The following is a 12,456-nucleotide window of genomic DNA, read 5'->3' on the forward strand; positions in this document are numbered from 1 at the left end:
CGCACTCCAGATGCGGTCGCGGACCAACTGCCGCAGGGTGATCGTAGCGGGCCGCGTGTCAGCCCGCGATGATGCCGTGGCGCTCGGCAACGTTTTCCAGGCGCGCACTGAACTGATCGCCGGGCAGCAGCGGACCGACACCGGCCGGCGTGCCCATGAAGATCAGGTCACCCGCGCGCAATGCGTAGAGTTTGGAGAGCTCATGCAAAATCTCCGGCACGTTCCAGATCATCTGATCCAGCAACGACTGCTGACGCACCTGGCCGTTGACCTCCAGCGACAGGTTCAAGGCCTCCAGCGCGCCCACTTCGCCGGCATGCACCAGCTCGCTGATCGGCGCGGAGTGGTCGAAGCCTTTGGCGATGTCCCACGGCAGGCCCTTGGCCTTGGCCGCTGCCTGCAGATCGCGTCGGGTCAGGTCCAGGCCCACGCCGTAGCCATAGATCAGCGCCTCTGCCTGCTCCACCGGCAACTCGCCGGCCGGCGCATCGCTGCCCAGTGCCACCACCAGTTCCACTTCGTGGTGCAGTTCCTTGGTGCCCGGCGGGTACGGAATGTGGTCGCCGTGGCCGACCACGATCGCATCGGCAGGCTTCATGAAAAAGGTCGGCTGGCCACGCTCGGCCTTGGAGGCAGGCGCAGTGGCGCCCATCTCGCGCGCGTGATCGGCAAAGTTGCGGCCGACGCAGTAGATGCGGTGCACCGGAAAGTTGCCGCCACCAACCACCGGAATGCGCGGAACATCGGCGGCGGGAATCACATCGTGGGTCATGCACGCATCCTTGGGGAACGGGGCACGTGAGTCTAGCCGTTTGCCCGTGCATGACGGAACCGCCGCGCTGCAGCGTGCAGTGCGGCGAAACGTCTGGTTGGCAGGTCTGCGATCACGGCTTGCATCGGCGCACGCAAACTCGCGCAGACCGGTCAATACCTGCGCGACTGATTCGGGATTGGATGCTCACCGCGCTGGAGGCGGTGGACTGGTGCCTCAGTGCGACAACGGCAGCGCAGGCTTGCGCACCACGCGGTATTCGGCCTCGACCACGCGGGTGTGCTGCGGCGTGCGACGGTTCGATTTGCTCAGCAGCTTCCAGGCAATGCCGCCCAGGATCATCGCCGCGCCCACGAACACGCTGAAGAAGATCAGCACCGCAAGGATGACCAGACCAGCCAGGCCGGCGGCCACGCGCACCAGCGGGTGACGCGGCTTGCGCGGGGCAAACAGGTGATGGAGGTTACCGAGTTGGAAGATGCGTGCAGGCATGGCGGTGGGCTGCCGGGCAGGAAACAGGCAGGCAGTATCGTTGCGGTTTCATGTCATTGAGTGAAAACTTCGTTAAACGTTCGCTCGTTTTGTTAAGTTCATCACATCGGGTGTGCTGGGCGATTGTCGCTTTGGCAGCCCGGAGCGCCGCCCGTACGGGCCGGCAAGCGGGCGAATTGCAGCCCGCCGCGTGGCGTCGGGGCGATGCAGGCGCATGCCACAATCGCAGTCCGTTCTCGAACAGCAGACTGCATGTCTTCGTCATCGCCCACCACGCTTGTCGAACTGGCGCAGATTCCCGACGCCGGATTTCTGGAAGTCGAAGCGGTCTGGGACGGCGGCCCGGAGTCGCTGGTGCTGTATCGCGACGGCGCCCAGGTGCGTGCCTGGTTGAACGTCTGCCCGCACGCCGGCCGCCGGCTGGACTGGGCGCCGGGCCAGTTCCTCAAGACCAAGGACGGCCACCTGGTGTGCGCAGCGCATGGCGCAGCGTTCGAGCTCACCGGCGGCGAATGCATCAGCGGCCCGTGCCGCGGTCAGTCGCTGCTGGCGGTGCCGGTGCGCATCGAGGGTGAGCAGGTGGTGCTTGGGTGACTGCTGAAGGTGGTGCGGCTCAGCGCGCTGCCCACCAGAACATCAGGTTGATCATCGACACCATCACCACGATGTAGATCAGCGACAGCGGTGCGCCCACGCGCCACAGCTCGCGCGGCTGATAGTTGGCCGGGCCGGCCACCATCGAGATCACCGGGTTGGAGGCCGTCATCAGATTGTTGGACGCCGACAGCGCCACGATCAGCGCGAATGCGGTGGGGTTGCCGTTGGCGGCCAGCGCCAGGTTGACCGCAATCGGCACCATCACGATGGTGGCGCCGACATGGCTGATTACCAGCGAAAACGCGGTGGTCAGCAGCGCCAGGCTGATTTCCAGCGCCCATACCGGAATGCCTTCGGGCAGGCGGTCGATGGTATGGCCCGCCACCCAGGCCGCGGTGCCGCTGCTGTCCATCGCCCAGCCGAGTGGAATCAGGCCGGCCATCATGAAGATGGTCTTCCAGTTGATCGAGGCATAGGCCTCGTCCATGCGCAGCACGCCGCTGACCAGCATGCAGGCCACGCCGGTCATCAAGGTCAGTGCCACCGGCAAGCGCGAGGTCAGCGCGATCAGGATGGTGAAGGCGAAGATCGCCATGGCGATCTTGAACTTGTGCGGGCGCTGCTCGCCCTTGGGGAAGTCGGTCACCGGCACGAAATCGCGGCTTTCCGCCGCCTGCGCCAGGTCCTGCCAGATGCTGTGGAACACCAGCATGTCGCCGCCACGCAGCGGCACGTTGCGCACGTCCTCGCGGATCACCTGCTTGTCGCGGTTGATCGCCAGCAGGCTGATGCCGCTCTGCTTGCGCAGGCGCAACTCGGCCGCGGTCTTGCCGATCAGTCGCGAGTTGGGCGGAATCAATGCTTCGGAAATGCCGGCCAGGCTGGGGTTGAACAGATCGCCCAGGTTGCGCAGGCGCGAGGACATGCGCAGGAACTGGTTCTGCGCGAAGTCGGTCACTTCCTGGCGCGGCCCCATCGCACCGAGCACGCTGCCGACCCAGATGCGCATGTCGGCCGGCGGCGCCAGGCGGGTGTCGTTGCCGGTCTTCAGGGCCAGCAGCAACGGCGCGTCGTGCAGCGCTTCGGCCTCGCCAAGGGTCATGCCCACCAATGGGCTTTCGGCGCTGACGGTGAGCTCGAACACGTCGCCGTCGATGCCGTAGGTCTTGGCGAAATAGCTTTCGGTGCGCGAGGGCGTGACGCCTTCGTTGATCAGGCGTTCTTCTTCGATCAGCTTGCGGTCGCCGTAGAAGCGGAAGTACAGCAGTGCGGCGATCAGCAAGGCCACGCCGATCGGCAGCGGCGCGAACATCGTCAACGGCTCGATGCTGGCCATGCCCGAGGGCAGGTTGTTGTTGGCGGAGACCAATAGATCGTTGAGCAGGATCAGCGGTGAATTGCCCACCATGGTCAGCGCGCCGCCCATCACGATGGCCGCGGCGATCGGCAGCAGCATGCGTTGCAGGGTCAGCCCGGTGCGCGTGGCCAGCCGCGAGGCGACCGGCAGGTACAAGGCCATCACCGACGGGTTCTGCATGAAGGACGAATTCAAGCCGGAGATGGCCAGCGTCATCATCATCAGGCGTTGTTCGCTGCCGTGCGAGCGCCGCAGCAACCAGGTCGCCAGGCGATTCAACGCACCGGTGCGCTCCAGCCCCGCACCAAGAATGGTGGTGGCGATGATGCTCATCACCGCGTTACCGGAAAAACCACCGAACAGTTCTTCCGGCGCCACCAGCCCGGTGACGCCCAGCACCACCAGCACGATCAAGGCCACCACGTCGGCGCGGATGCGCTCGAACAAAAACATCGCCATCGTGAAACCGACCAGCCCGAGGACGAGCTTCATATCGTTGGTCAGTGTCAGCGCGGTGTCCATCGGGGCAGGGATTCGGGATTCGGGAGTGGGGATTGGTCAGGCGACTGCGGCGTCGAGTATGCGGGGTAGCGCTGTTACGAATCCCCAATCCCCGCTCCCGAATCCCGGTCATAAACCAGATCCCACACGCCGTGGCCGAGCTTCTGGCCGCGGGTTTCGAAGTGGGTCTGCGGGCGCCAGGCGGGGCGTTCGACGTGGCCGCGCGGGCCGGCGCGATTGACCAGGCCCGGGGTGGCGTCGAGCACGTCCCACATCTGTTCGGCGTAATCGGCCCAGTCGGTGGCCGCATGCAGGCGGCCACCATCGCGTAGCTTGCGCACCACCAGCTGCGCGAACGCCGGCTGGATCAGGCGGCGCTTGTTGTGGCGCTTCTTGTGCCACGGATCGGGGAAGTAGATGCGCACCTCGTCAAGCGCGCCATCGGCGATCTCGTGTTCGAGCACTTCCACTGCGTCGTGGTGATACAGGCGCACATGCGTGCTGCCATCCTCGTCCAGCGCATTGAGCAGGCGACCGACGCCGGGCGCATGCACCTCGATGCCGATGTAATCGCGGCTGGGGTCCTGCTGCGCGGCAAAGCGCAATGCCGCGCCATTGCCAAACCCGATCTCCAGCACCTTGGGTGCGGGACGGCCGAAGGCCGCATCGAGATCGCGCGGCGCACCGCTGTAGTCCAGGCCGAAGCGCGGCCACAACTCGTCGAACGCGCGCTGCTGCGCCGGGGTGAAGCGGCCCTGGCGCAGCACGAAGCTGCGCACCTGCCGGCGGCCCTCTTCGATGGTGAAGGGCTTGGGCGGCATCTTGGCGCCGTCGCTGGTGAAAGGATCAGTCATGAGTTAAGTCACATCAAAAAACAAAAGCCCCTCTACCTTGGGGAGAGGGGTTGGGGTGAGGGTACGGCGTAAGGGAGCACGTGCAGCGACGCGCGATCCAGCAACGGCCACATCCGGCATGTCACACGGCCAAGCGGTGCGCATCGACGGCAATGTCAACGCAGCCCACCCACTCATCCAATCACGCCATCCACCGGACTCGACGCCGAGGCATACCGCTTGCGCGGAATCCGCCCGGCCAGGAAGGCTTCGCGTCCGGCCTCGATCGCCTTGCGCATCGCGCTCGCCATCAGGATCGGATCGCGCGCACCGGCGATGGCGGTGTTCATCAGCACGCCGTCGCAGCCCAGCTCCATCGCGATCGCCGCATCCGATGCCGTGCCCACGCCGGCATCGACAATGATCGGCACCTTGGCGTTTTCGATGATTTCCAGCAGGTTGTACTTGTTCTGGATGCCCAGCCCGGAGCCGATCGGCGCGGCCAGTGGCATCACCGCCACGCAGCCGATCTCTTCCAGGCGCTTGGCCAGGATCGGATCGTCGGAGGTATAGACCATGACGTCGAAGCCGTCGGCCACCAACTGCTCGGCAGCCTTGAGCGTTTGCACCACATCCGGATACAGCGTGCGCTCGTCGCCGAGCACTTCCAGCTTGGTCAGGTTGTGGCCGTCCAGCAGCTCGCGCGCCAGCCGGCAGGTGCGCACCGCGTCTTCGGCGGTATAGCAGCCGGCCGTGTTGGGCAGCAGCGTGTAGCGATCCGGCGGCAGCACATCGAGCAGGCTGGGCGCGTTGGGGTCCTGGCCGATGTTCACCCGGCGGATCGCCACGGTGACGATCTGCGCGGCGGCCGCTTCGGTGGCCAGGCGGGTTTCGTCCAGGTCCTTGAACTTGCCGGTGCCGGTCAGCAGGCGCGAACGGTACGGCTTGCCGGCGATGATCAGCGCATCAGAGGGGGCGGTATTGGTCATCGGGCAATTATCACCGATCGCGCGCAGCTGCGCCGGCCTGTGTGCCGCATCAACCGCCGCCCAGCGCGTGCACGATCTCCACCACATCGCCGGCACGCAACCGGTGCGTGGCATGCCGCCCGCGCGACACGATTTCGCCATTGATCTCCACCGCCACGCGCCGTTGTGCAAGACCTTCCTGCTCCAGCAGGGTGGCCAGCAGCAGGTCGTCGGGAATGTCGCGCGGGGTGCCGTTGAGTTGAATGTTCATGTCATCATTGTGGCATCGCGTGCCGCCAGGGCGCGCGTTTTTGCGTTATGCGGCAATGCAGCGTGAGCGCGGGCGGCGAGGGTGAAACCATGTGCCATTCGCCGGCGTACGTCAGCAGGTCCGGTCCAGTTCCACACTACCTTGAGCAGGCACTCCCATGGCTTCAACCCTTCGCCCGATCCGTTCCCTGATGGCCGTGGCCATCGCCATTGCGGCCACCCCGGCCATGGCCGCGTCTGCGTTCGACCAGACCGTGTTCTTCGGTGACAGCCTCACCGACAGCGGCTACTACAACCCGTTGCTGCCGGCCGCCTCGCGCGCGGTCACCGGCAAGTTCACCACCAACCCGGGCTGGGTCTGGGCCGAGTACGTCGCCGATCACTACGGCACCAATGCCGCGCCCAACGGCAATGGCCAGACCGGCGACAACTACGCCGCCGGCGGTGCCCGCATCCAGGCCGGTTCGACCAGCGTGCTCGGTGCCGCGCCTTCGGTGACCAGCCAGATCAATACCTACCTGAGCGCCAACGGCGGCCAGGCCAATCCGAACGCGCTCTACACCGTATGGGGCGGCGCCAACGATCTGCTCGCCGCTGCCGCCGTGCCGGCCCAGGCGCAGGCCATCATCGGCAACGCGGTCACCGCGCAGGTCGGTGCGGTCGGCGCCTTGCAGGCCGCCGGCGCGCGCTACGTGATGGTGCCGACCATTCCGGACGTGGGCATCACCCCGCGCTTCCGCGCCGGCGGTGCCGCTGCGATGGCGCAGGGCACTGCTGCGGCAACCGCCTACAACACCGCATTGTTCAATGGCCTGCGGTCGGCCGGCCTGCGCGTGATCCCGGTCGACACCTTCCACATCCTGCAGGAAGTGGTTGCCAATCCTGGCACCTACGGCTTCAGCAACGTCACCAGCACCGCCTGCAACCCGGCCGTGCCGCTGCCGGCCTGCAACCCGACCAGCCTGGTCGCCGCCAACGCGCCCAACACCTATGTGTTCGCCGATGGCATCCACCCGACCACCGCCACCCACCAGATCCTGGGCGAGTACGCCATCTCGCTGCTGGAAGCCCCGCGTCTGCAGCAGGTGCTCACGCATTCGGCGCAGGCGATCGGCCGCGCGCGCGCCGACCAGGTGGCCTGGCATCTGGACGGCAAGCCGGACGCCGATGGCCTGCGTTGGTGGGGCAGCGTGCGTGGCGACATGCAGCGTTACGACCACGCCGATCTGTACGACGGCATGGCCCCGGCCGGCTTGTTCGGTGTGGACTGGACTGCGGGCGACCTGGTGTTCGGCGGCTTTGCCGGCTTCGGCAGCATGGACGCCGACTTCGGCAACCGTAACGGCAGCTTCAAGCAGGACGACACCACGTTGGGCGGCTTCTTCGGCTGGTACACCGGCCCGGTCTGGGTCAACGCGCAGGTCAGCTACAGCTGGCTGAGCTACGACGTCGACCGCGAAGTGCAGCTGGGGCCGGCCACCCGCGTGCACAGCGGCTCGCCGGATGGCAGCAACCTCACCGCCGCGGTCAACGCGGGCTATTCGCTGGGCGAAGGTAACGTCAAGTACGGCCCGGTGGTCGGCCTGACCTGGCAGAAGCTCAAGCTCGACGGCTACACCGAGAGCAACGAAAGCTCCACCGCACTGGGCTACGCCGATCAGGACATCGACTCGATGGTCGGCCGCATCGGCTTCCAGGTGCGCCTGGACGGTGCAATGGTCAAGCCGTACCTGCAGGCGACCTACGACCACGAGTTCAAGGACGGCATCGAAGCCAGCGCCTGGCTGCAGTCGATGCCGGACGTGGGCATGTACACCGTCCCCGGGCAGAACTTCGATCGCAACTACGCGACCGTCGTGCTGGGCGCCCGCACCGGCCTGTGGGGCCTGCAGAGCAACATCGGCCTGAGCACCACCACCGCCCAGCGCAGCGCCCGCGACGCGACGCTGTTCGTGAATTTCAGCGGCAACTTCTGATCCACGCGCCACACGCGTTGCAAGCGAGGGCCGGGCAACCGGCCCTCGTCACATCTACGCATTGCGCCCGGCCCCCGCACCCGCCTAAACTCTCGCAACGCCGTGCGGGCGTAGCTCAATGGTAGAGCTGTAGCTTCCCAAGCTACTGACGTGGGTTCGATTCCCATCGCCCGCTCCATGTCCGGCAGTGGCCTCTGACGATCTTGTCCACTAGGCCAGCGCGGATTGCTCGATATCTGATCCGTCCTAACTGAATTGCTTACCTTCTGGGCCGGTCGCTGCGCGATTGCACTTACTCCCTGACATGCAATTTCAGGGCGCAGCTCAAGCCTCCGCAGTCGATGGTAACGATTGGTTTTCAGCCGTCGGCTTTTTAACTGCGGATCGGGGGTTTTCGTCGGCTACAACCGATTGCGACGGTGCCGCCGGACATAACATTTAGTGTTTGGACCGGCATTGATTGCAGCGCGCCGCGGCGAATAACGCCAGTTGCGCGCTTCGCTATTTCCTTGCCCATGGTCAGGAACCTCCTGATTGAGCGGGCTCGCGGCGATGGGCATAGTGGCAGCCATCATCGAGCGAGCACCATGACCGCCACGCATCCTCAACTCATCGGCGCACTTCTCAAGGGCATACGCCGCGCCGAATCCGCGCGGGCAGCCTCGGTTGCTCACCGCGCCGAGCAGATGCGTTTTGGTTACGGCACGCCGGACGATGCTGGCAAGGTGCTGGAGATGTTCGCGCTGGATTCCGAGCAGATTCGCGAGCTGGGGCTGGTGGGGGTGGAAGAGCTGGGCGAAGCGGTCTGCCATGCCTGGTCCATCAACGCCGGCGAGCTGGATCGGGTGGTGCAGTGGTTTTCTGCGCCCAGGGTCGAGTTTGTTGGCAAGCACTGCGGTGAGCTGATCCGGGCCGGGCGCATCGGGCCGGTGCTGACCATGGCCCGCGAGCATGCCTTGCTGCGCCATCGCTGAGCGCAGCCAGACTCGGGCGCGTCCTGCCGCTTTACGCTAGCCGGCGCAGCGGCAATACTCGCTGACCCGTCCAACCTCAGTTTTGCCAATGCGCCAGGTTCCGCCCGCTTCACCCTCTGCCGCCGCCAAAGCCCAATTGCTGGAAGAGCTGCGCAAGCTCGAGCAGGAAGAAGCCCAGCTGAAGTATGCCCAGACGCTGGAAGCCTTCGACCAGGTGGTCGAGGTGCTGACCCAATTCGGCAGCCGCTTCAATGCCAAGCAGAAGTCCCAGATTGCCTCGCTGGCAATGACTGGCAAATCCAAGGGGCCGTTGTCGTCCACAGGCGAAGTGGTGGCCAAGTACTGGATTCCGCATTCCGGCGAGACCTGGTCCGGGCGTGGTCGCACGCCGCGTGCGTTCAAGGCCTGGGAAGGCACCAGCTCCTACAAGGAATGGAAGGCCAATCATCCGGACAAGCGATTTCCGCTATATCCGGGCTGAGTTTTGCGTCTTCAAGGTCTGGCTAGGGCGCGTAACGCTTAGCGATCCACGGCCGTCGTGCACTTTGGTGTTATCGCCGTCATTGCCGCATTCGAGACGCTGCCGGATCGTGCAATCACGTCTGGGTGTGGTGATGCTTGCCGATGTCGCCGTGCTTTAGGCCGGAGCCAGCGAATTGCGCGTCCAGCTTGCTGTGGCGATGTAATTGTTTAAGCACAGTGCGTCGCGATAAGCGGCGGGTTTTTCGATAGATGTACTCGAAATGCGTGATTGCCGGGTGCGGCTGTTTCGTTTTTTTTAAGTTGGTTGATCGGCTATCGATAAAGGCGAGCGGTAACTCGATAAATACTGCACCAGGCCGCATCGCCACGCGCGTCACTAGAGACCAAGCCACTGCTCCAAGCGCTTTGGCAAGCAAAGCCATTGCAGCTCTATCTGCGATTGCGGCGCGCCGGCAGCGATTCTGCTTCCCCGCGCTCGACGCAGAGTCTGGCTGTCACTTTCAGAGTTGCACTGCTGCATCGACATCCATGAATCGATAGCGCAGATCCTGTTAAAGCCGTAGCCTCCGTCGCCGATGTCGAAGCAATAAAAAACTCGCGGCCTACCGGGTTTCCGGCAGGCCGCGAGTTCGTGTTACCGCATCAGTGTTACTGATCGTTCTTGCACTCAAACACCGACACGCTGCGCGGCGGGGCCAGGAATTCGCTGGCGCCGGCCGGCATCATGTCCACTTCCAGCGCTTCGTCGGTCGAGAGCGCCAGCTTCCAGTGCACCGGTTCGTCGGCCGAGGGCAGGGTGAAGGTCACGCCTTCGTGGTAGGCATTGATGACGATCAACAACGTGGCGTCGTTGGCCAGCTCCTTGACACCGGAGGTCTGTGCCTTGCCTTCCAGCAGCAGTCCCACCGAGCGCGCGCCGGCATCGGTCCAGTGCGCGTCGTCCATTTCGGTGCCACCCGGATTGAGCCAGGTGAGATCGCGCAGGCCTGCCTCCTCGTTGTACTGGCCGTTGAGGAAGCGGCCGCGCGACAGGATCGGATAGCGCTTGCGCAACTGTGTCAGTGCCTTGACGAAGTCGGTCAGGCGGCCATCGGTCGGGTCGTTTTCCCAGTCCAGCCAGGTGATCTCGTTGTCCTGGCAATAGGTGTTGTTGTTGCCGCCCTGCGACTGCGCACGCTCGTCACCGGCAAGCATCATCGGCGTCCCTTGCGAGAGCAGCAGCGTGGCGAGCAGGTTCTTCATCTGCCGCTCGCGGATCTGCAGCACGTCCGCGTTGTCGGTATCGCCTTCCTCGCCATAGTTGCAGGAACCGTCGTTGGACGAACCGTCGCGATTGTCCTCGCCATTGGCGATGTTGTGCTTTTCGTTGTAGCTCACCAGGTCGCGCAGGGTGAATCCATCATGCGCGGTGATGAAGTTGACCGACGCCCATGGACGGCGACCGCGACGATCGAACAGATCGGCCGAACCGGTGAAGCGCGTGGCGAACTCGGCGAGCTTGCCATCCTCGCCCTTCCAGAACTCGCGCGCGTTGTCGCGGAACTTGTCGTTCCATTCCGACCAGCCCGGCGGGAAATGACCGACCTGGTAGCCGCCGGGGCCGCAGTCCCAGGGTTCGGCAATCAACTTGACCTCCGACAGCAACGGATCCTGGTTGCACGCATCCAGGAAACCGCCACGCTGGTCGAAGCCACTGGGCTCGCGTCCCAGGATCGTGGCCAGGTCGAAGCGGAAGCCGTCCACATGCATCTCGCCGGCCCAATAGCGCAGCGAGTCGTTGACGAACTGGATCACCCGCGAGTTGCTCAGATTGAGCGTATTGCCGGTGCCGGTATCGTTGATGTAGTAACGCTTGTCTTCGGCAAGGCGATAATAGCTGGCGTTGTCGATGCCCTTGAACGACAGCGTCGGGCCCAGCTCGCTGCCTTCGGCGGTGTGGTTGTAGACCACGTCCAGGATCACTTCCAGGCCCTGCTTGTGCATGGCCTTGACCATGTCGCGGAACTCATCGCGATGTCCGCTGGACAGGTAGCGCGACTTCAGCGCGAAGAAGCCGATGGTGTTGTAGCCCCAGTAATTGCGCAGGTCCTTGTCCAGCAGATGCTGGTCGTCCAGATACGCATGTACCGGCAACAGCTCCACTGCGGTGATGCCCAGGTCCTTGATGTATTGCAGCACCTGCGGCTGCGCCAGGCCGGCGAAGGTGCCGCGTACGGCCTCCGGTACCTGCGGGTTGCGCATGGTATAGCCACGCACATGGGTCTCGTAGATCACCGTCTCGTTCCACGGCTTGAGCAGGCGCGCATCGTCTTCCCAGTCGTAGGTGTCTTCAACCACCACACACTTGGGCATGAACGGCGCGCTGTCGCGCTCGTCGAAACTCAGATCGCCGTCCGGGTGACCCACGGTATAGCCGTACAGTTCGTCTGCCCAGATCAGGTCGCCATCCATCTCGCGTGCATACGGGTCCATCAACAGCTTGTTGTGGTTGAAGCGGTGGCCTTCGGTCGGCTCATACGGGCCATGCACGCGGTAGCCGTAGCGCTGGCCGGGTTTGACGTCGGGTAGGTAGCCGTGCCAGATCTCGTTGGTGTATTCCGGAAGATCCACCCGCACTTCGGTGCCCTGTTCGTCGAACAGGCACAGCTCCACGCGCGTGGCATGCGCGGAAAACAACGCAAAATTGGTGCCCTGGCCATCGAAGACGGCACCGCGCGGAAACGGGCGTCCTTGACGGATGCGGGAGGGGTTGGCGTAAGCCGCGCTTGCTGGACGTCGCATTGAGAGTCTCGGGTGCGCCGGCATGCCGGCATTGAGGGAACTCAAGCATTGCGGGTTGCGCTGTGCAAACTGCGTCACGACGACAGGGGGGCGGCGTGAGGGCGGTCGATACGGCGCGCGGCGGCCGGTCATTCCGACCGAGGTGACGGAAGCGCGCGCTGACGCGGATGGAGCTGAGACGTTGAGTCGCGCATGTCTGCTGCGTTGTCTGCGCGACTGTCGCGGGCAAACCTGCGCCGTGCATCACCTGTGCCGAGGTACGTCAGCGCGCTTGAGCGCTGCGCAGCCGCCCTGCTAGCATCCGGGCCGTCGCAGCCACGCCGCGCGTGCAGTCTTACAGCTGCCTTGCTGCGTCACTTCCACCTCCCATTCTCGGGGCCGTCGCACACCCGTCGAGCGCAACGTGCAAGGGCAGGGAAGCTGCCCGCGCGTGCAGTCGGCTGGCAGACCTA

At 64.7% G+C, this 12,456-nt stretch carries 12 protein-coding genes and 1 tRNA gene; 5 read left to right on the top strand and 8 right to left on the bottom strand.

The features are described from left to right. Positions 1–58: 58 nt before the first annotated feature. Entirely contained in the window at positions 59–772 is a 714-nt protein-coding gene (locus tag GGR73_RS09605) for a fumarylacetoacetate hydrolase family protein (RefSeq protein WP_039525784.1), read from the bottom strand. Between the two features lie 216 nt (positions 773–988). Beyond that, positions 989–1,264, bottom strand: a complete 276-nt coding sequence (locus GGR73_RS09610) for a hypothetical protein (RefSeq protein WP_053045694.1) — start codon at positions 1,262–1,264, stop codon at positions 989–991. Positions 1,265–1,516: 252 nt separating this feature from the next. Between GGR73_RS09610 and GGR73_RS09615 the strand changes: the two genes are divergently transcribed. Beyond that, entirely contained in the window at positions 1,517–1,858 is a 342-nt protein-coding gene (locus GGR73_RS09615) for a Rieske (2Fe-2S) protein (protein WP_104600097.1), read from the top strand. Between the two features lie 19 nt (positions 1,859–1,877). Here the strand turns inward: GGR73_RS09615 and GGR73_RS09620 are convergent, their stop codons facing one another. The 4 genes from GGR73_RS09620 to thiS all read right to left on the bottom strand — a co-directional run bounded on the left by GGR73_RS09620 (position 1,878) and on the right by thiS (position 5,791). Further along, on the bottom strand, positions 1,878–3,740 hold the full coding sequence (locus GGR73_RS09620) for an SLC13 family permease (protein ID WP_024940321.1): 1,863 nt from the start codon (positions 3,738–3,740) through the stop codon (positions 1,878–1,880). 74 nt (positions 3,741–3,814) lie between these two features. Further along, positions 3,815–4,573 (bottom strand): tRNA (guanosine(46)-N7)-methyltransferase TrmB, encoded by a 759-nt coding sequence (gene trmB, locus GGR73_RS09625; protein ID WP_053045691.1) that lies wholly within the window; start codon positions 4,571–4,573, stop codon positions 3,815–3,817. A 173-nt stretch (positions 4,574–4,746) separates the two neighbouring features. Then, positions 4,747–5,541, bottom strand: a complete 795-nt coding sequence (locus GGR73_RS09630) for a thiazole synthase (RefSeq protein ID WP_016903327.1) — start codon at positions 5,539–5,541, stop codon at positions 4,747–4,749. A 49-nt stretch (positions 5,542–5,590) separates the two neighbouring features. Then, positions 5,591–5,791, bottom strand: a complete 201-nt coding sequence (gene thiS / locus GGR73_RS09635) for a sulfur carrier protein ThiS (RefSeq protein WP_016903326.1) — start codon at positions 5,789–5,791, stop codon at positions 5,591–5,593. A 190-nt stretch (positions 5,792–5,981) separates the two neighbouring features. Here thiS and GGR73_RS09640 point away from each other — a divergent pair, with 190 nt between their 5' ends. From GGR73_RS09640 to GGR73_RS09655, 4 genes are all read left to right on the top strand, one after another. Continuing rightward, entirely contained in the window at positions 5,982–7,766 is a 1,785-nt protein-coding gene (locus tag GGR73_RS09640) for an autotransporter domain-containing protein (protein ID WP_184456967.1), read from the top strand. Positions 7,767–7,870: 104 nt separating this feature from the next. Continuing rightward, positions 7,871–7,944, top strand: a tRNA-Gly gene (locus GGR73_RS09645). Between the two features lie 409 nt (positions 7,945–8,353). After that, entirely contained in the window at positions 8,354–8,740 is a 387-nt protein-coding gene (locus tag GGR73_RS09650; protein ID WP_026064907.1) for a hypothetical protein, read from the top strand. Positions 8,741–8,828: 88 nt separating this feature from the next. Further along, positions 8,829–9,221, top strand: coding sequence for an H-NS histone family protein (locus GGR73_RS09655; protein WP_023904915.1), 393 nt, complete (start codon positions 8,829–8,831; stop codon positions 9,219–9,221). Between the two features lie 115 nt (positions 9,222–9,336). Here the strand turns inward: GGR73_RS09655 and GGR73_RS09660 are convergent, their stop codons facing one another. Then, on the bottom strand, positions 9,337–9,645 hold the full coding sequence (locus GGR73_RS09660; RefSeq protein WP_184456705.1) for a hypothetical protein: 309 nt from the start codon (positions 9,643–9,645) through the stop codon (positions 9,337–9,339). Positions 9,646–9,871: 226 nt separating this feature from the next. After that, positions 9,872–12,004: a glycogen debranching protein GlgX gene (gene glgX, locus GGR73_RS09665; RefSeq protein ID WP_065032736.1), complete on the bottom strand. Its 2,133-nt coding sequence runs from the start codon at positions 12,002–12,004 to the stop codon at positions 9,872–9,874. Positions 12,005–12,456: the final 452 nt, after the last annotated feature.

Source organism: Xanthomonas sp. F14 (assembly GCF_014199865.1).

Bases quoted from the DNA above. Each gene is read 5' to 3' on its own strand.
- glgX (WP_065032736.1), bottom strand. From the start codon at position 12,004: ATGCGACGTCCAGCAAGCGCGGCTTACGCCAACCCCTCCCGCATCCGT.
- GGR73_RS09650 (WP_026064907.1), top strand. From the start codon at position 8,354: ATGACCGCCACGCATCCTCAACTCATCGGCGCACTTCTCAAGGGCATA.
- thiS (WP_016903326.1), bottom strand. From the start codon at position 5,791: ATGAACATTCAACTCAACGGCACCCCGCGCGACATTCCCGACGACCTG.
- GGR73_RS09615 (WP_104600097.1), top strand. From the start codon at position 1,517: ATGTCTTCGTCATCGCCCACCACGCTTGTCGAACTGGCGCAGATTCCC.
- GGR73_RS09660 (WP_184456705.1), bottom strand. From the start codon at position 9,645: ATGGCTTTGCTTGCCAAAGCGCTTGGAGCAGTGGCTTGGTCTCTAGTG.
- GGR73_RS09605 (WP_039525784.1), bottom strand. From the start codon at position 772: ATGACCCACGATGTGATTCCCGCCGCCGATGTTCCGCGCATTCCGGTG.
- GGR73_RS09620 (WP_024940321.1), bottom strand. From the start codon at position 3,740: ATGGACACCGCGCTGACACTGACCAACGATATGAAGCTCGTCCTCGGG.
- GGR73_RS09610 (WP_053045694.1), bottom strand. From the start codon at position 1,264: ATGCCTGCACGCATCTTCCAACTCGGTAACCTCCATCACCTGTTTGCC.
- GGR73_RS09630 (WP_016903327.1), bottom strand. From the start codon at position 5,541: ATGACCAATACCGCCCCCTCTGATGCGCTGATCATCGCCGGCAAGCCG.
- trmB (WP_053045691.1), bottom strand. From the start codon at position 4,573: ATGACTGATCCTTTCACCAGCGACGGCGCCAAGATGCCGCCCAAGCCC.
- GGR73_RS09655 (WP_023904915.1), top strand. From the start codon at position 8,829: ATGCGCCAGGTTCCGCCCGCTTCACCCTCTGCCGCCGCCAAAGCCCAA.
- GGR73_RS09640 (WP_184456967.1), top strand. From the start codon at position 5,982: ATGGCCGTGGCCATCGCCATTGCGGCCACCCCGGCCATGGCCGCGTCT.